Origin of the sequence: Microbulbifer sp. MCCC 1A16149, assembly GCF_050368945.1 — a bacterium.
In the GTDB taxonomy this organism is placed as follows: Bacteria; Pseudomonadota; Gammaproteobacteria; order Pseudomonadales; family Cellvibrionaceae; genus Microbulbifer.
This window is the reverse complement of sequence record NZ_CP185959.1, coordinates 2428447-2447474: the sequence shown is the minus strand read 5'-3', so window position 1 is coordinate 2447474 and position 19028 is coordinate 2428447. Positions and strand designations below refer to the sequence as shown.

The 19028-nt window shown below is 56.9% G+C and carries 14 protein-coding genes and 1 tRNA gene; 9 read left to right on the top strand and 6 right to left on the bottom strand.

Annotated elements, in window-relative coordinates:
• Positions 1-2: 2 nt before the first annotated feature.
• Positions 3-1286, top strand: a complete 1284-nt coding sequence (gene glcF, locus ACONT6_RS10415) for a glycolate oxidase subunit GlcF (RefSeq protein WP_428818467.1) — start codon at positions 3-5, stop codon at positions 1284-1286.
• Between the two features lie 193 nt (positions 1287-1479).
• The gene (locus tag ACONT6_RS10410) at positions 1480-3348 is read left to right on the top strand and encodes a C39 family peptidase (protein ID WP_428818466.1); all 1869 of its coding nucleotides are present in this window, start codon (positions 1480-1482) and stop codon (positions 3346-3348) included.
• Between the two features lie 71 nt (positions 3349-3419).
• On the opposite strand, the gene murQ is transcribed toward ACONT6_RS10410, so the two are convergent.
• From murQ to ACONT6_RS10395, 3 genes are all read right to left on the bottom strand, one after another.
• Positions 3420-4394: an N-acetylmuramic acid 6-phosphate etherase gene (murQ, locus tag ACONT6_RS10405; RefSeq protein WP_428818465.1), complete on the bottom strand. Its 975-nt coding sequence runs from the start codon at positions 4392-4394 to the stop codon at positions 3420-3422.
• Positions 4395-4474: 80 nt separating this feature from the next.
• Entirely contained in the window at positions 4475-5362 is an 888-nt protein-coding gene (locus ACONT6_RS10400; RefSeq protein ID WP_428818464.1) for a BadF/BadG/BcrA/BcrD ATPase family protein, read from the bottom strand.
• A 16-nt stretch (positions 5363-5378) separates the two neighbouring features.
• Positions 5379-6968: a sodium:solute symporter gene (locus tag ACONT6_RS10395; RefSeq protein ID WP_428818463.1), complete on the bottom strand. Its 1590-nt coding sequence runs from the start codon at positions 6966-6968 to the stop codon at positions 5379-5381.
• Positions 6969-7197: 229 nt separating this feature from the next.
• Between ACONT6_RS10395 and ACONT6_RS10390 the strand changes: the two genes are divergently transcribed.
• Entirely contained in the window at positions 7198-8046 is an 849-nt protein-coding gene (locus ACONT6_RS10390; protein ID WP_428818462.1) for an SIS domain-containing protein, read from the top strand.
• 453 nt (positions 8047-8499) lie between these two features.
• Here the strand turns inward: ACONT6_RS10390 and ACONT6_RS10385 are convergent, their stop codons facing one another.
• On the bottom strand, positions 8500-11652 hold the full coding sequence (locus ACONT6_RS10385; RefSeq protein ID WP_181252843.1) for an efflux RND transporter permease subunit: 3153 nt from the start codon (positions 11650-11652) through the stop codon (positions 8500-8502).
• A gap of 12 nt (positions 11653-11664) precedes the next feature.
• Positions 11665-12840, bottom strand: coding sequence for an efflux RND transporter periplasmic adaptor subunit (locus ACONT6_RS10380; protein ID WP_428818461.1), 1176 nt, complete (start codon positions 12838-12840; stop codon positions 11665-11667).
• A gap of 439 nt (positions 12841-13279) precedes the next feature.
• Between ACONT6_RS10380 and ACONT6_RS10375 the strand changes: the two genes are divergently transcribed.
• Positions 13280-14308, top strand: coding sequence for an isoaspartyl peptidase/L-asparaginase family protein (locus tag ACONT6_RS10375; RefSeq protein ID WP_428818460.1), 1029 nt, complete (start codon positions 13280-13282; stop codon positions 14306-14308).
• 15 nt (positions 14309-14323) lie between these two features.
• Here ACONT6_RS10375 and ACONT6_RS10370 read toward each other — a convergent pair.
• Positions 14324-14399: transfer RNA gene (locus tag ACONT6_RS10370), tRNA-Arg, on the bottom strand.
• A 554-nt stretch (positions 14400-14953) separates the two neighbouring features.
• Between ACONT6_RS10370 and ACONT6_RS10365 the strand changes: the two genes are divergently transcribed.
• From ACONT6_RS10365 to ccmB, 5 genes are all read left to right on the top strand, one after another.
• A complete protein-coding gene (locus tag ACONT6_RS10365; protein ID WP_181252846.1) occupies positions 14954-15127 on the top strand; it encodes a PA3496 family putative envelope integrity protein in 174 nt (57 codons plus the stop codon).
• Positions 15128-15385: 258 nt separating this feature from the next.
• Positions 15386-15730: an STAS domain-containing protein gene (locus ACONT6_RS10360; protein WP_428818459.1), complete on the top strand. Its 345-nt coding sequence runs from the start codon at positions 15386-15388 to the stop codon at positions 15728-15730.
• A gap of 15 nt (positions 15731-15745) precedes the next feature.
• Complete coding sequence (locus tag ACONT6_RS10355; RefSeq protein WP_428818458.1) at positions 15746-17524, top strand: ATP-binding SpoIIE family protein phosphatase; 1779 nt, start codon at positions 15746-15748, stop codon at positions 17522-17524.
• A 33-nt stretch (positions 17525-17557) separates the two neighbouring features.
• Positions 17558-18247 (top strand): cytochrome c biogenesis heme-transporting ATPase CcmA, encoded by a 690-nt coding sequence (gene ccmA / locus ACONT6_RS10350; RefSeq protein ID WP_428818457.1) that lies wholly within the window; start codon positions 17558-17560, stop codon positions 18245-18247.
• A gap of 37 nt (positions 18248-18284) precedes the next feature.
• The gene (ccmB, locus tag ACONT6_RS10345; protein ID WP_428818456.1) at positions 18285-18986 is read left to right on the top strand and encodes a heme exporter protein CcmB; all 702 of its coding nucleotides are present in this window, start codon (positions 18285-18287) and stop codon (positions 18984-18986) included.
• The last annotated feature ends 42 nt before the right edge of the window (positions 18987-19028 follow it).

The window sequence follows — 19028 nt, the reverse complement described above, 5'->3', positions numbered from 1 at the left end:
CAATGCAGGTCAATCTGATCGAAGGGCTTCTGGACGAATCTGAAAAGCAACGCGCGGAGCAGGTATTGAATGCCTGCGTGCACTGTGGGTTCTGTACCGCAACCTGTCCCACCTATCTACAGGATGGCAATGAACTGGACAGCCCGCGCGGGCGTATTTACCTGATCAAGGAGATGCTAGAGCAGGGCACCGCCAGCGAGGCCTCGCGCACCCATCTCGATCGTTGTGTCACCTGCCTCAGCTGTGAAACTACCTGTCCCTCCGGCGTCGAGTATCACAAGCTGGTGGCTATCGGCCGCAATACCAGTGAGCGTCTCGCCCCTCGCGGTCTCTGGCAGAAGACGCTGCGTTGGGGACTGCGCAACTTACTGGTAACCCCGGGGCTGTTTTCCGGGTTAATGGGAATGGGGCGACAGTTTTCGGCACTGTTACCCGCGTCTGTCAAGCGCGTTTATTTTCCTAGGCAAGAAAAAACAAATGTAATCACCAGCCCGGTACTGACCGCAAACACCGCGGTTCCTGCCCTTGATCCTGGCGCGGTACTAATCGTGCGCGGATGTGTGCAGCCTTCGCTGAGACCGCAAACCGACGCCGCGTTGGAAAAAATATTGCACCACTGTGGCGTACCGGCGTGTATCAGTGCAGTAGCCAGCTGCTGTGGTGCGGCCAGCTTTCATACCAGTGGTGAAGCGCAGGCGCGAGCACTGGCGCGGGCAAATATTGATTCCTGGTGGTCCGTTTACGAACGGCAGCGTTCGGAAAACGCACCGTTGCGTGCGATTGTTTCTACGGCATCTGGCTGCGGTGTGCACCTGAAAGATTATCCCCATGTGCTCGCGGACGACGAAGAATACCGACAAAAGGCGCAGATGCTTGCCGGGTTAATGCGCGACCCTGTGGAGCTGCTGGAGTCGGTGTTTAATGAGTCCACGCCCGATTTTTTGGAAACACTGCGCGGACAACAGCTTGTGTTCCACTGTCCCTGTACTCTGCAGCACGGACAGGCGCTGCCCGGCCGGGTTGAGGCCCTTCTGCATAAACTGGGGTTGCAACTACCGGTAGTGGCCGATAGCCATTTGTGCTGTGGTTCCGCCGGTACCTACTCAATCCTGCAGCCAACAATGTCCCAGCGCCTGCGCAGGGAAAAACTGCACTCACTTCAGGCAAGTCGTCCTGAAACCATCATTACCGCCAATATCGGATGCCAGCTCCATTTGCAGGCGGGAACCAAAACTCCGGTGCGCCACTGGCTCGAAATTCTGGCGGACAAGCTGCCCCCTTCCTGAGTATTGCGTCACGTTTGTTCCATGAATAACCGAAACCTTCGGACTTTCTCATACCTTTATAGCTCTGACCGATAGCTGCTAACTGGTCGGATTCTCTGGTGGAGGGTGTGATGAGTCTGTGATGCGTTTTTCTCTTCTGAAATTTTTAAGAGTGCATTACCCCGTCTAACAATAATGTTTAACAGGTAATCACATGTCCTTGCGAAAATTACTGTTGCTTCCTGTACTGGCCTTGGGGTCCATGCAGGTGGCGGCGTTGTGTCCCGATGGAAGCAGTTTTGATACAGAACTCGATTTCTGCGCCAACGAGGTTGATGTTTTCGGCCCGTTTACCAACCAGATGGTCGATGGCTGTATCAACTACGGTGGTGGCAGTGCCTGCACCAATACCTATACCTACCCGGTACAGGGTAACAATATTCAGGTACTGCGCTGGTCCAGAAGCTTTGCGCAGAATTTGCGTGGCACGGGTAGCTGCCCGGTAGGTTCGGTTCGCTCCGCAACCTACGGAAATCACTGTTTTGAACAGGTCTCTGGTGCAGAAAACAATGTCTATGGGAACTTTTCCCAGACCGAAGTCAGTACCTGCCAGAGCCTGAATGGCGGTACTGCCTGCTTTACGAATCGCTGGTCGGCGAACTTTTATCTGTCTGTAAAAGAGGCGATGGATCAGCAGCCCCCGGGTGTACTCACCAATAAGTTTGGTGCCTGGCTCTGGTATATCGATGAACAGGGTTTAAATCGCACCCATACGCAACTGGCAGACGAACTGGCTGCGCTGGGTGTAAAGCGTATCTTCATCAAAATCGCCGACGGTACACAGAACTGCAATCTGTTTGCGGACGCCTGTTCTTCGGTTACGACGGGGATATACAAGAGCAGGGGGATAGAGCCCTGGGCCTGGGCTTACAACTATCCGAACAATTACACCACACAGGCAGATGCCCTGTACTACGCGGCACAGTATGGATATGTCGGTTTTGTTTCCGATGTGGAAGTGGAGTTCAACAATACCACCACGGCTTTGCACAACCTGTTCCAGGCCTTCACCAGTGCACGCACCGATGCTCAGAACGCGGGGCATGCGGATAGTAGTTTTGCCCTCGGTGCCACAACCTGGGGCAACCCGGCAGACCAGGGTATGGACGTGGGAATAATTGATCAGTACGTGGACTTCCATATGCCGCAAACCTATGTGGAAGTCTGGGGTGCAAGCTATATGGCGGACCCGGCGTACTGGATTGAAGTCGGGGATTGCGAATATCGTCAGCTGGGCGCGCAGAAGCCTATCTGGCATATTGTTTCCACCGAATATGATCAGATCACGCCAGCGCAGATTGAGACGTTCATGTCCGCCGCTGGTCCGAATACCAGTATCTGGCGAGTTCCCGGTGGTTCAGTGCCGCAGACTGTGTGGAATGATTGGGGAAATATCGACTGGGAGCGGACAAACTTCACACCCGGTAATTGCAGTGCGGGCAACAATACGCTCACGGACCGGTTAGATGGCGCCGGTAATCCTCCACCACCGCCGCAACAACCATCTATACCGTACTGGAGTCAGCTGGACAATTACTACGATCCATACGGCACCTGTTCGGTTACGTCACTGGCGATGATTACCGATTATTTCGGTATTACCGATCCAAGCGACAATGGTCGTTCCCCGGACTATATCTACGAGCGTTTTAATGGTGTTCTGCAAACCGTATCGGCGCTGAAAAGTGGGTTCAATACCCTGGCGCAGGAAGCGGGCAGCCCGATTCGTAATGTGGGTAAGGAAAATGGCACCATCGCAGAATTGCGTGCGCTCGCTTCGCAGGGTGTTCCCACAATTATCCATGGCTGGTTTACCCAGCCTGGCCACATCATGGTGGTTACCGGCTTTGATGGTGAGTACTACACCGTGAATGATCCGTTTGGGCAGTGGAACCTGCAGAAATGGGGAAGCTACGATACCAGCGTCTCCGGGGAGGGGCAGCGCTATCCGAAAGATGCGTTTGAGTATGCGATCAACGACAATGGCACCGGTGATGACCTGTGGATTCACATATTCGAATAGACTGAGGCTGTAGTTGCGCGAAGTGCTATGAAAGCCGGCGCAGTGAGCGCTGGCTTTCATACCGATTGAACTCAGGCCACGGGTTCTTCTGTATTCCGCACGTGATCAATCTTTTGTTCCTGGTCTGCCGCATTGATTTCCCGCAGCGCCCGGCGCAGAAAACCGTCGGATTTTTTCAGGGCGCGTTCGGCATCGTGACGGTTCAGGCCGCTCAGTATCATCATGATGGCCAGCTTGGCATTGTGTTCACAATCCTCAAGTACACGATCTGCCTCCGCCAGTTCCACACCGGTGGCTTCCATCACGATGCGGCGGGTACGACTCACCAGTTTTTCATTGGTTGCTTTTACATCCACCATCAAATTGTAGAAACTTTTGCCGATCCGAATCATGCTCGCAGTGGTTAGCATATTAAGTACCAGCTTCTGCGCGGTACCCGCTTTCATCCGTGTGGAGCCGGTCAACACTTCGGGGCCGACTTCGGGAAGAATGGCAATGTCCGCTTCAGCGGCGATGGCTGCCGATTTATTGCAGGAAAGCGCCACGGTTGTACAGCCCAGGCTGCGCGCGTAACGCAATCCCCCGATAACATAAGGAGTGCGGCCGCTGGCAGCAATGCCGACGACCACGTCTTTTTCTGTGAGCTGAATATTGCGGAGATCTTCACCGCCCAGGGTAAAGCTGTCTTCCGCACCTTCCTGGGCGCGATATACCGCTTCGTCACCGCCGGCGATCAGCGCCACCACCATTTCTTCACTGACGCCGTAAGTCGGCGGACACTCTACCGCGTCCAGAATGCCCAGTCGTCCACTGGTGCCTGCTCCCATGTATACGAGTCGGGCACCGCTTTTGAAGGCATCGGCGATGGCATCGACGGCCCGGGCTATCTTCGGTATTTCCCGGTGTACTGCTGCGGGCACTTCCCTGTCTGCGGCGTTGATTTTTTCAAGAATCTGCTCGCTGGGCAAAAGGTCTATATCCAGTGTATCCGCGTTGCGGGCCTCGCTGGCGAGTGTGGCCAGTTCATTGATCAGTTGCGTGTTCATTCTTTTTTGTTCCTTGATGCTCCAGGGTTGGCTCGCGCAATGCAATCGGAGCGCTTTTCGGGGATGACGGCGACCACAATTCAACAGAGGGGATCGATGCTGGGTTGTAGCGCTTTCTGCCGCGCCAGCATGCAGGCGCCGTCCAGTGCGGTTCCCAATGGCGGAATTTGCCGATTTTGATGATCCGGATGTAGATGCGGGCTGAGCTTGTCCGCCAGACCGCCAAGAATGGCCAGTGGCAACTTCTCATCACCACTGGCAGCCTGAATCAACCGGTCCACCTCTGCGGCGGTTTTTCCGATGATGTCCCGCGCCAGCGGACATTCCGGCAGATGGCTGAATGCCGCCGGGGCAAGTGCTGCGTATTCACGGGATCCTGCCCGCTGCAGCCATGGCAGAATTTGCGAACGATCTTTACCGACCTCGGCCATTACCTGCTGGCAAAGGGCGCTTACGGCTTTTCCTCGAGTATCCAATTCCCACAGCAGCGCGCGCACCAGGCTTTTGCCAATTGCTGCACCGCTGCCTTCATCGCCAACCGCCAGTCCCCATCCACCGTATTGATGGATTTTGCCGTCGCGCCCAAGTCGCATGGCCACCGAACCGGTGCCGATAGCGACCATGACGATCGGGGTACCGGCTCCGGCACCCAGTAGTGAGGTCTGTGCATCCGAGGAAATGTGAACGCTGGCAAACCCCAGGCTGCAAAGGCGCTGACGAAGCTTCTCCGCCGAAGCCGGGTTACCGGCGCCGGCGACGCCACAGGCCAAGTGAACCTGATTGGGGCGAACCCGTTCCCGCGCCAGCACCTGTCGGCTCAGACCCGCGATATTGTTGATTGCACCATCGAGATCCTGGGTAAGTGAGCTCGCGCCCGACTTGAGCGTGAGTCGCTCTCCTTGCGAGTCCTCGAGGCGGGCCAATGTCTTGGTCCCACCACCATCTATCCCGAGAAAATATGCGCTCATAGTGTGCGTACTTGCGTTATCCGTTAGCCGGGGTCTGGTTGTTGATGGCCGCGTTTTCTTCTGCCAGCTCGGGCGCTGGCCTTCCCAGGTTGCACACAGCAAAGGAGGCCAGCGTGCCAAGACAAAGTTGCCAGGGGAATGCAATAACCAATGGCTCATCAGTGCCGGTAAGCAGGGTGATCATCCAGGGTTGCTGAAGCAGGGTAACCACAAAGCCGACAGCCAACGCCCAGCCGACACTGCTGGCATTGCCGCGGCCGGTAAACAATGCGGTGAAAAACACACCCAGGAGTCCCGAGTAAGCGAACACCATCACCGAGAGGGCAAAGGTAATCAGAGGCAGGTCGCTCATCTGCTGCCAGTAAAAACACAGTATCGCCATGCCACCGAGGGTGCCGGCCACAATTGCCATACCCCAACGCCCTGCGCGTACAAAGTGTGCGGCCGGTTTTTGCACATTGCGCTGACTCAACCAGTGCCGATACAGGTCTTCCGTGAGCACGCTGGCCATGGAATTCAGGCTGGAGTTGAGTGTGGACAGCGCCGCGGCGATCACGCCGATGGTGACCAGACCGCGCAGACCGGCGGGCATTTCATGCAAGACGTAGTGCATAAACACGGTGACGTCGCCACCACTGGGCTCGGAAACACTGGCGCCGGCCATCAATTCGGGGGACTGGTAAAAAATATGCAGTAGCAAGCCGATACCCATGAATACCGCCATGACAGGGACCACCATGACGACAGAGTAAAGTACCGCACGGGCACCATCGCGGGGAGTCTTGCAGGTGAGGATACGCTGGGTAACATCCTGGTCGAGGCCGAATGCTGCGATATTGAGAAGGACAAAGCCGGTGAGCGTGGCCCAGAGGTTAAAAGGATCACTCAGGTCCCAGCCTGTATCTATCAGCGTCAGTTTGGAGGCGCTGCCATCGGACGGGGAGGCCAGTGCCGCTGCGATCTGCCCCAGTTCAGCGGGAATCTGCCAGAGCAGCACCGCCACCACCGCGATGGCGGCACTGACGTAAACACCGCATTGCAGCACATCGCTTTGAATAACCGAGCGCACGCCCCCGATGAGTGTCTGTAACAGGCCTGCTGCACTGAGTAGAATGACTGCAGTTACCACGTGATGCGCGGCAATATCGTTAAACAGGATCATGGATACTGCGATGGCCGCCATATACAGCCGTGCACCACTGGCAAATACCCGGCCCAGCAGATAGATTCCACCGGCGCGATGTTTTGCCTGCTCCCCGAAGCGGGTCTGCAGTAACTCGTAAACCGTGGTGACACGGTTGGCATAAAAGCGCGGTATCAGATATCGGGCGACGACGATTGCGGCGATTACCGCACCCACATTGGTGAACAGGTAGGTAAGATCTCCGCGGTAGCCAAGATCTGGCCCGCCGAGGAAAGTGGCGGCGGACTGTGTGGTGGCCAGAGTTGAGATGGCTACCATCCACATGGGCATGCTATTGCGGGCAAGGAAGTAATCGCGGCTATCCTGCGACCGGCTTTGGCTGAAGTACCAGCCGGATGCGGCCAGTACTGCCAGGTAAAGCGCGAAAATCCCCCAGTCCAGTCCGGTAAACTGCAGTTCCATTATTCAACTCTCATTTTCCCTTTGGTATTGGCACCCGGGATAATTATTTATTCCTGTTATTCTATGCAATTGGTATCATTTATTCTTATGAGGTGCAAAGCATTTTCCATCGGTGGTACCGATAGTGGTAACCTGATTGGCAACTGAGGTACCCGATGAACGGCCCGGGTTTTCGGGCATTGTTACATTTGTCGCGTCAAACACGGCGACACCGAAATAGACCGTAGTTATGGGATCACTGGCTAAAATCCGCGCAATGCGCGACTCCATGTCAAACCACGAACGTCGCATTGCCGATTTTCTTTTGGATAATGTGGAAATCGTGCGTTCGCACTCGTCCAAATCACTGGCTGAACAGGTTGGCGTATCCCAGTCGAGCGTGGTGAAGTTTAGCCAGAAGCTGGGCTACAGGGGCTATTCCGACTTCAAGCTGTCATTGAGCGAATCCGTGGCGCGCTCCGCGATGCTGCCCCAGGCGATCCATGGGGATATTGCGTCGGACGATGATCTGGCTACGGTTGCCCGCAAGCTTATAAGTCGAAAAAACATCGCGCTGAATGAAACTGTGATGGCGAATTCGGAAGAGTCTCTTGTCCGGTCTGCGCATGTGCTGCGCAAGGCGAAGCGTATTTTGCTATTTGGTGTAGGGGCGTCATCGCTGGTGGCACGGGACGTTGCTTACAAGTTGATGAAGCTGGGCAAGTCGGTACTGATCGAGAGCGATACCCATGTACAAGTGGCTAACGCGGCAACCCTGGGGAAGGGGGATCTGGTTTTTGCGATCTCGGAGTCCGGTCTTACCCAGGATGTAGTTCGCGTTGCGCAAGCAGGCGCGGCACAGGGGGCGGATGTTTTGTCGCTAACGCGCTTTACCCGTAACCCGCTTACTGAATTGGCCACCCACAGTTTGTACTGCGTTGCGAACGAATCGGAGGCGCGTAGTTCATCTATTCTCGCTCGCACGGCGCAATTTATGATCACTGACCTGCTGTTTATCCTCATTTCGCAAAAAGACGCTAAGGCAAATGAATTGTTTGAGCGTAGTCGCCAGGCGGTCGAGGTGCTCCGCAGCACGTAAATGTGAGCGCGACGAATTGGTTGGGGTTGTATTATTCGAAAAGGAATAATATATTCTTGTTGTTCGCTCAATTTTGGAATTGTTGCGCTTAGTGTGGCAAGCCCATTCCGCGAACTCTGATTCAGGCGAAGTAAACTCCGGTTTGTCTTCCCTGAGTCATTCACCTTGTACTTCCAATTCTGATTTCCTCCTTGTTGAATTGGCATGGGAGCTCTATAGGGGCTCCATTTTTTCCTCCCTTCTGTGAAGATTTCTCCTCGAGCAAGTCGCGCTGGTGCAAACCGCTGCCCTCTTTACCCGTCTTACACTGCGGTGGAAATGGAAACTGGCGCCCAGATTGCTATTTGCCAGTAGTCGTGAATGCTGTCTGTCTACTTTCGAAAAATGACGACCAACAAAAAAGCCCGGGGAAGTTTCCCCGGGCCTAGTCATTTATCCTGGCGATGGTGATCGCTAGTTATTGATCTGGTTTAGTGGCGGCACCGAATGGGGCTTGCTACTCAGCTTGCTCGCCACACTGGCTTTGATGCGAGCGGCGAGACTGTTGATATCCACCCCGATCCCATACATCGCCGGCACCAGTAACAGGGTCACAAAGAAGGCGACAAATACCCCGAATGCAAGCGCCACCACAATGGGTTGCAAGAAGGCCGCCTGAATACTGCGCTCCAGCATCATTGGCAACAGACCGACGATGGTGGTTATGGTGGTCAGCAGAATCGGGCGGAAACGCGCAACGCCGGCTTCTACCACAGCTTTGAGCGGTGCCATACCTTTTTCACGCAGGCGGTTGCAGTGGTCCATCAGCACCAGGTTGTCATTGACGACCACCCCCGCGGCGGCGGCGATACCGAAGTAGCTGAAGATTGCCATGGTCATACCGGTAACAGCGTGGCCGAAGATCGCGCCGATGAACGCGAACGGGATGGCAATCAGGATCAGGATCGGCTGCGAGTAGCTGCGGAAGGCGATGGCCAACAGGCTGTACATGCCGAAGAAAGCCATGATGTACAGGCCGAGCACTTCCTGGATAAACCGTTTCTCACCCTCTGCCTGGCCCACGGCACCGCGGACGATACCCGGGTAGCGCTTTTCCCAGTTGGGGAAGAAGTTGTCATTCAGGTCCTTCATGATATCGCCGCGCACATCGTCCTTCAGGTCTGCCATCACGCGTGCCGCGCGGTTGCCGTTCCAGCGCTGGATACGTTTGATACCCGGCGCATAATGCAGTTCGGCGACGGCGAGCAGGGGCACTTCGCGTCCGTCCGATGTGCGCACGCGAAAGTCTTTCAGGCTTTCGATGGAGCGACGGGACTCCAGCGGATAGCGCACCATCACTTTGACGTCCTGACCAGCCCGTGGCAGGCGCTGAACTTCTTCACCAAAGTAGGCCTGGCGTACCTGACGGTTCACATCCGCCAGAGTCAGCCCCAGTTTGGTGGCGCCCGGCTTCAACTCGATGCGGATTTCCTCGGAAGCGCCCTCCAGATTGTTGCGCACGTCGTACAGGCTTTCGTAGGTTCGCAGTTGCTCTTCCAGGTCAGCGGTCGCGGTACGTAGCACATCCAGGTCGGGATGACGAATGGAGAGCTCGAAACCGGGGCCACCATTGTTGAACGAGTACTGTACCGAAACTTCCTTTGCGTCCGGGATATCACCGAGTAATTCACGCAGTCGCAGGGCGGCGTCTTTGGCGGACATGTCGCGCAGTTCCGGCGGTGCCAGTTTCACGATTGCCATAACGCTGTCGCGACGGGAACGGGTGTACCAGTTTTCGATCAGTACCCCTTTACCGTCGGTGCGCTCGTTCACTTCCTGCTCGAGGCGTTTCTCGGCATCCTGTAGTTGCGCCAGTACTTCCAGTGCACGGCTATAGGGGGCGCCTTCTGGCATGACCACATTGACGATCACTTCGTCGGACTCGATTTCGGGCATAAACCCTTTTTTCACCCAACCGCTGCCGAACATGCCAAAGCCAAGCATCATGACGGTGATGAAAATACTCAGCGTCAGGTAGCGGCGATCAACCGCCCACTGGCCAATGCGACGGTAGTGGTTCTGGGCAAAATAGATAATGCGATCGGCAATATTTTTCTGGATGCGACCGAATCGGCCGAGCTTGGTGCGCGGCTTTAGGTTGCGCAGGTGTGCCGGCAGGATAAACAGGGACTCGATCAGTGAGAACAGTAATGCGAGGATCACCACCCAGGTGATATGGCGGGTGAACTCACTGGTGGAGCCGCTGATAAAAATCCATGGCAGGAAAGCAAAGATGGTCGTCACCACCGCAAAGATCACCGGTTTGGCGACAAGCTGGGTGCCGAGCACCGCGGCGCCCAAGCGACCTTTTTCGTCATTACCGTGTTCCGGGCTATGGGACTCCGTATGAATACTTTCGCCCACCACAATTGCGTCATCCACAACGATGCCGAGCACAAGCAGGAAGGCAAACGTGGACAGCATGTTGAGGGAAACCCCCATGCTGGGCAGCAGCACAAATGCGCCGGCGTAAGCGGTGGCGATACCGAAGGCGACCCAGAATGCGACTTTAGGGCGCAGACTGAATACCAGTACCAGCAGAACCAGGAATAGCCCCATGAAAGCCGAGGAGCCGATGGTTTCCAGACGGCCCTTGAAGTCCTCGGCGTTGTCGGTCCACAGAGTGAGCTTTGCCCCAGCGGGCAGGGTGTCATTGCGCTTGGCGATCCAGTTGCGGATGGACTCAGAGGCCGTGAGAATGTCCATGGTCTCGGTGCTCATCACCTGCAAAAGCACCGCAGGCTCCCCGTTCAGGGTTGCGAGGATTTCATTGTCTTCAAATCCGTCCACCACGGTGGCGACATCCGCGACCCGGATGGTGCCGCCATCGGCGGTCTGGCGCACGATGATATTGCCGAACTCCTGTTCCGAGTCTGCCTGATTGCGCACCTTTAACTGATAGGTCCCCACCTCGGTACGTACGGTGCCGGCGGACTGATTGATAGAACTCTTGCGGATTGCATCGGCCACTTCCTGAAAGGTCATGCCGTAGCGGCGTAGGGCCTTTTCGCTGACCTCGATGGAGACTTCCTCCATGCGTGTGCCGAACAGGTTCACCACGGAAACGGCAGGCAGGGTAGCTGCCTCGCGTCGCAGTTGTTCTGCCAGCCGCTTCAGCTCCCGCTCACCGAGGTCACCGTGCACGGCGACCCGGATAAACTCCTGGCGGTTTACCCACTGGTGGACCTGCGGCGGTTCAATATCCCGCGGGAACGACGAGATACCGTCTACACGGATTTTCACGTCATTCATAAACCGAGAGAAGTCCACATTACTCTCGGCTAGGATATACACCTCACCGGAGCCTTCGGAGGAAGAGGAGCGCACCCACTCGATATTGTCCATATCGCTGACGGCTTCTTCGATACGGGCGACGATTTGCTCTTCCACCTCCTGTGGCGCTGCGCTGGGCCAGGAGACGCGGATCTCAAGGCCGGGGAAGCGAACCTGTGGGTCCATTTCCCGCTCCATACTCATAAACCCGATCAGGCCCGCTACAAAAATGCCAATCATGGCAAGGTTGGCGGCGACGGGATTGCGCGCCCACCATGCAATCAAACTATTCATTGATGGGCTCCCTTAGTTTCTGGCCAGATGGGTGATCGGCTGTACTTTCATACCGTCGACCGCGTTGGCAACCGTGGAGGTCACCACGCGCTCGCCGTCGGCAATGCCGCCCGCGAGCACCACTCGGTTCTGGGAGGTGGACAGCACATCGACGGTGCGGATATTCAGTTCATCTTTTTCATCCACCACGTAGACCTTGTCGGCACTACGCAATGCTGATCGGGGAACGACCACAGCCTGCTGTTCCTGTTCGCTTTCCGCTTCGGCGGTGACAAACAGGCCTACTGCTAATGGTGCACCGTCACTGGCGCCCGCGCCGTAGGGGTCTTCCACTTCTGCCACGGCGTAGATCAGGCGTGTCTGCTGATCCACCGTTGCCTGGGTGCGGACGATTCGCCCCTGCCAGGAATGTTGCTGCTGGCCAATTTGTGCGGATAGCGTCACCGCCGGGCCGGAATTCTTTTCACCGGCTTCAAAGCCCATGGGAAGGTTCAATTCCAGCAGCTGGGAGTCGGTTAGGGGGAGGCGTATCTCAACGCGGTCGGTAGCGAATACCCGGCCGAGTACGGTACTTGGTGTCACATACTGGCCGATACCGATATCACGGCTTGCAACCCGCCCGCGAAACGGCAACCGGATTTTGGTGCGCGCGAGATTCAGTTTGGCGTTGGCGAGCTCGGCTTTGGCGGAACGGAGGTTCGCTTCCGCTTCCAGTACCTGCGGTTTGTTGACCTGCAGAGGGGAAGGCTGTTTGTTCGGGTTTAGCTCGAGCCATTGCTGGCGTTTGATTTGGGCCGCGGCCTGGGCCTGAAGGAGGAGGACCTCCGCCTGCGCCACCCCGGCCTCGGCGCGAGCGAAAGCGAGGCGGTAATCGGAGTCATCCAGCTGGATCAGGGTTTCGCCGGATTCGAACCCCGCGCCTTCCGCAAAGCTGCTGGCTACAGAAATAATGCGTCCGGAAACTTCCGGCGTCAGTTCAATTTCTGTGTGCGCGCGGACTTCCCCCTGTGTGGTCACCGCGAGATGCACGGCCTCCTGTCTGGCCTCCGTATAGACCAGTGAAACTGGCCGTTGCTCTTCTACTTTTTTCTCTGGCGCCGGCTTGGAGGCAGACATAAGTTGTACAGCGCCAAACCCCAGTGTTAGTACGATCACTGGCGCGGCAGCCTTCATGATTCGTTTCTTCATTGCTCTCATCCTGCCTGGTTCGAATTAATCGCCAACAGTCCCGTTGGTGTGTGTGGGTGATAAAACCACGGAATTGCGAAGTCTTGCCACGGCCCATAGTCGAGAGGAGCTGGATCCGCGGTAAATGGTCTGTGTAACGATTTTATTGACCACGCGAGGTGCGCGATTGGATGCACCGGAGGAGTAAAATTTTTCTGGGGCGAATACTCGCGTCAAACGGGTTGATGGCGGACGGGAGTCCTCGGCGTGCTACAAAGCCGATTTCAGCGCGCCAAACCACTGCTTCGGGGAATCCAGAAAATGCTTCCAGAGCCTTGTCATCCAGGTTCTCAGTTTGGGGTGCTTGGGAGAAGTGGCTGGCGGTGTCCGGGTGCTTTGCGTTATTTTTCGTGGATATCAGCGGTTAACGATTGATGATCAACAAATAGTGGAAAACGCGATGAACAAGATTCTTTTTATTTTCTCCTGCTTGATTTGCCTCTCTTCGGGCGTCCAGGCATCTGAACCGGCTGAGTTTGCCATCGCCATCCACGGTGGTGCCGGTACTATCGAAAAGTCGAAGATGACTCCGGAAAAGGAGCGCGCCTACCGGACCAAGCTGCAGGAGGCCATTGACGCGGGGTATACGGTACTGGAGAAAGGCGGTGCAAGCCTGGATGCGGTTGTCGCTGCGATCAATATCCTCGAAGAGTCGCCCCTGTTCAACGCGGGTAAGGGTGCGGTATACACCTACGAGGGTGCCCACGAGCTGGATGCCTCGATTATGGATGGCCGCGATCGGCAGGCGGGGGCGGTTGCCGGGGTAAAACGGGTAGCCAATCCCATCAACCTGGCGCGGATGGTGATGGAGGATTCCCCGTTCGTGATGCTGGCGGGAGAGGGCGCTGAGGCGTTTGCGCGCAGTCGCGGTGTTCCCATGGTAGACAACAAGCGTTTTGATACCGAACAGCGTCGCCAGCAACTGGAGCGGGCAAAAGAAAAGCTGGATAAGGAGAACAAGCAGGACAAGGATTACCGGGCGGCGGTAGATAGCCTGCCGGTGCCATTCCGTATGGGCACTGTAGGTGCGGTGGCACTGGACAAGCAGGGCAACCTGGCGGCGGGTACGTCTACCGGGGGCATGACCGCGAAACGCTACGGCCGGATCGGGGACTCCCCGGTGATCGGTGCGGGTACCTTCGCCGATAACCGCTCTTGTGCGGTATCTGCGACGGGACACGGGGAATACTTCATCCGCTACAACGTGGCCGCGGATATCTGTACCCGCGTTGCTTACCAGTCCAAGTCCGTGGCCCAGGCGGCGGATGAGGTCATCAATGAGGTGTTGTTACCAGTGGGGGGGACCGGCGGTGTGATCGTGCTGGATGCCAAGGGCAATATCGCGCTGACCTTCAATACCAAGGGAATGTACCGCGCCAGCCGGGTGGCAGGGCAGCCCGCGCAAGTCGCGATCTTTGGCAAGGATTGATCGGGCAGGTCTGAATGGCGCCCCCGGGTGGACTCGAACCACCAGTCCGGACTTAGGAGGTCCGTGGTTTATCCTGTTAACCGACGGGGGCCGGTGAGGGCGCACATTCTAGCGACTGTCGCCGCGCCTGTCATGAGGAAGGGGCAGCGGGCTTCCTTTTCTGAATAGACTGGGGCTCAAGTCGAGGTTCTCTGGCAGGCTTCCGGTATCTTTTTTCGCTTGTGGCTCGCCTTATTTCTTCCCCACTGACCTCTCCGTTTGTCACCTGCGTCGGCAGAATTGCTACCCACTTCTCATTACTGAACATGAATGTCACCGAGGGTAACGTCGGATTGTGACGGGTTACCACTGTGCGCAATTAATGAGCGGTGCTGAGGGCGGTCTTTCCCGGGGTAGATTTTGAGAAAAACTGCCGCAATTTGGTAACAAATAGCCGTTATTTTTGCGTCTGACACCATCCTCTGCGGAGAGACTTTTCCCGCCGGCGGGGCGTGCTGCTGTGGCGTGTGTAACCTTGCGAAAAAACTTGTTTCCACAGCGAAAAAGATGCTTGACCGGAAAAGTCAGAGCTGGCTAATCTGCGATTGCACAACAAAAACAGACAAAGTGTTTCTGCCTTGGCAGATCGAGATTGTGGAGTTTTCTATGAGCGGCAACGTTATCGAAAATGACATGGATTTTGATGAAAACGATTCCTCGACGGAAGAGGATCTACTGTATACCCCTCACAATCCCAGGGACGCCCGCCGGATGGTCGAAGACAAGCTGGAGGAGATGCGTCTCAGACGGGAGTTGATGGATTTCCAGTACGATTTTTAAGCCGACAGGAATTTTCAGACCAATTTGCACATACCGGTGTATGTCCGGTTCTATACAGTGAGCTGCCCGACCGTTTTGAGCATCGCGCCTCTAACAACTGGGCAATCCTCTCCCAAAAGGAAAAGGGTGCCTTGCGCACCCTTTTTTCGTTTGTGGGAGCGTGGGGCAAGCTACAGGGCCCGGCACCAGTTTTCACGTCCGGCGGTGGGGTGTATATTGGGCGCAGGCGTCAGGAATGGAAGGAAAAGGGACCTTCAGATGGTAGTTTCCGACAGGTATGACAGCAGGGTGACTTCGGAAGTCTCGGAAAGCGGTGATGCGTTGATCATCCGCGTGGCCGGTAATTTCGATTTCAATATGCACCGGGAATTCCAGCGGGCCTACCGCAATATGTCGCCGCCTCCCCGAACCTTCCTTGTAGATCTCTCCGAAACCGATCATCTGGATAGCGCAGCGCTGGGTATGTTGCTGCTGTTGAGGGATTACTGTGTGGAGGTGGCGAGCGAGGGCAACCATCCGCAGGTGGAATTGATGAATGCCAACGCACATGTCTCCCACATTTTATCTGTCTCCAACTTCGACCGGATCTTCAGCATACGCTGAAGGGCGCGATTACTGATGGCTGCCTTTCGCGTCCTGATTGTCGAGAGTGATGCCAACGAGGCCGCAGAGCTCAGGCATCTGATTCATAGCTGGAAGTACACCGCAGCTACGGGAGACAGGCTGCCTACACACGTCGAGGTGGCGCCGGATATTGCCGTTGCCCTGGAGACCTACGAAGAGTTTCTTCCCAATCTTGTAATATTTGGCCCGCTTGCCGTAGCGCAGGTGGCCAGTGGCGACATCCGTCAATTACGTCAGAGCGGCGGCATTGAGCCTGTCCCCATCCTGTTTGTACAGGACCTGTCCTCATCCTCGCAGGCGCCTGCCAAGCCCCCCACCGATTGCGACGATATCCTCACCAAGCCATACAGCCCTGCGCTGGTGCAGTTGAAACTGGCCTCTATTCGGCGCTTCTGCGAGTTCAGCCGTTCGTTGATGGCCCAGCGCGACCGCTTGCGGCGACACCATGCGGACTTCCTTCAGGAGCAAGCCAATGCGCGGGAAATTTTTGGCAATCTCGGCAACGAAAGCTGCCTGGATGTTACCCCGGCCATTCGCTATCACCTGTCACCGCGGGCCGTACTGAACGGGGACCTGCTCGCGGCCACCTACACACCGGACGGTAAGCTGGTGCTGATGCTGGGAGATTTTGCCGGCCACGGCCTGGCGGCAGCTGTTGGCGCAGTGCCCCTGACATCCATCTTCTATTCCATGATGCCCCGCGGCTTCTCGATGAGCCGGGTGCTGCGGGAGATGAACCGCAAACTGCACGGTATCCTGCCGCGGCAAATGTTCTGTTGTCTGGTTATGCTCGAGCTGGATCCGCGGCGCAATCATCTGCGGGTCCTCAACGCGGGAATGCCCAGTCCTTGCCTCAAACGTACCACTGGTGAGCTGCACCTGCTCGAGTCCCGACATTTGCCATTCGGTGTGCTGCCTTCCGATCAGGTGGATACGTCGATCGTCAATGTGCGGGTACTCCCCGGGGACCGTCTGTACCTGTGGAGTGATGGCATCCATGAGGCGCGCAACAGCAAGGGGGAGCACTTTGGCGAGTGCCGTTTGATGGCGCTGTTGCGCGCGGATGGCAACAGTGCGCAGGCATTTGACCAGATCCTGATGGCGGTTAACGCCCATGCCGCAGAGCAGCACGATGATCTGTCCCTTGTAGAGCTGGATCTGACCGACGATTCCCTTAAAAAGAGCGGGTGCCCTGCGGCGGACCAGGCGGGAGATCGCCGGGGCGGGCGAGTCGGCAACTGGTCGATGCGTCTGCAGGTGGCCCAGGAGGAGTTGCGCGAGGCGGATCCGCTGCCACACCTGCTCGGCGTTCTGGCGCAGATGCCCGGTGCCGCGCGTTTCCAGGAAGACCTGGCGATCGCGCTCGGCGAACTGTTTCGCAATGCCCTGGAGCACGGCGTACTGGGGCTGGACTCTTCGATCAAGAATACCGATGACGGTTTTGTGCGGTACTACGACCTGTTGGCAGAGCGTCGCAGTGGATTGCAGGATGGGTGGGTAAGTATCTCGCTCAGCTGCAGTGAGGGTAAGCAAGGCGGCACATTGGTACTGGTGGTCGAAGATAGCGGTAGCGGGTTTCCGGAAGTTCGTGAGCCCACAGGGGTATATGCGGGCCGGGGGCTCAACCTATTGCATACGGTGTGCGATGAGGTGAATTACCTGCCGGGGAGTAGTCGGGTAGAGGCGGTGATTCGCTGGGGTGCTGCGGAACAAGATCACGATACAGCGGAAGCGCATCGCAATGCCATACAAAACACGCCACTACCGGTATAATGCCGGCTACTTTTTCATCAAGTGCGGTGCACAATGGCATCTGGACCAGCGGAAGCAGCAAACAGTCGATCTGTTGACCTCGCCCTGAGCGCGCGGGAGCTCGCCTGTGAGCGCGATGGCCGCGTTCTTTTCGAGGCGCTGGAATTCGAGCTGGCGCCGGGTGGCGCACTGCAGATAGAAGGGGCCAACGGTGCTGGCAAGAGCACCTTGATCCGCACCCTGATCGGAACTGCATCCGATTTTACCGGCGATATCCTTTGGCGTGGTAAACCGTTCCCCGCGGCGCTTCCCGCTCTGCGCGCATCCCTTCTTTATATAGGTCACAACGCCGGAGTGCGGCGCGGACTTACCCCCCTGGAAAACCTGGCCTGGTATGGAGCTTCCGGGGCCGCTGCGATGGCGGCGCTGGACGCGGTGGGCCTCTATGGGTTTGAAGATGTGCTTTGTCAGCAGCTTTCCGCCGGACAGAATCGCCGGGTAGCTCTGGCGCGGTTGTACCTGCCGAATGCGCCCGCGTTGTGGATTCTGGATGAGCCGCTCGCAGCCCTCGATGTCGCCGGGGTTGCCAGTCTGGAAGCGCAGATGAATCTGCATATGCAGCGCGGAGGCTGCGTTCTGCTTACCTCACACCAGCCCGTGGCCATTGCGCCGCTGGCAAAGGTCAATCTCGCAGACTTCCAGTCCTGTCGCGAAGTATCAGCGGAGTGGGCGTATGCGGGCTGATGCGGTGAAGGAATATAGCGGGGCCGGGGAGAGCGGGATGGACATTGAAGCCACAGCCGCACCGGTACGTGTCGCGGGCTTTTACACTCTGTTTCGCACTGAGTTGACCCTCGCTGTACGCCGCCGGTCCGATATCGTCAACCCGCTGCTGTTCTTTGTCACCGTGCTGGCAATGATGCCGCTCGGTATTGGACCGGAACCTGAAATGCTCGCACGTATGGCGGCCGGCTTGATCTGGGTGATGGCATTGCTGGCGACGCTCCTCTCCCAGGAGTCCCTGTTTCGCGGTGATTATGAAGATGGCTCCCTGGAGCAGCTGGCGCTGCAGCCCCAGCCCCTGTACTTCCCAGTGATGGCCAAGGTGCTGGTGCACTGGTTGGTGACTGGCTTGCCGCTGGCGTTGCTGTCGCCCCTGCTGGGTATGATGTTGAATCTGGGGGAGGCGGGCTACTGGCCACTGTTTGTCTCCCTGGCACTGGGAACCGCGAGCTTGAGTTTGATCGGGGCGGTGGGTGCGGCCCTGACTGTAGCACTGCGGCGTCCGGGCCTTTTGCTGGCGCTGATTATTATGCCGCTTTATGTGCCCGTGTTAATCTTCGGCACTGGAACGGTGCAGGCGGCCCTTGACGGATACAGTTACGGCCCACAGATGGCAATTCTTGGTGCAATTCTGGCGGCGGCCGCGGCGCTGGCGCCACTGGCGGCTGCAGGCGCTATTCGCATCAGTCTCGAAAACTAACCCTTTTGCGTACATTTCACGATAGCGGTACGGGAAATGGGG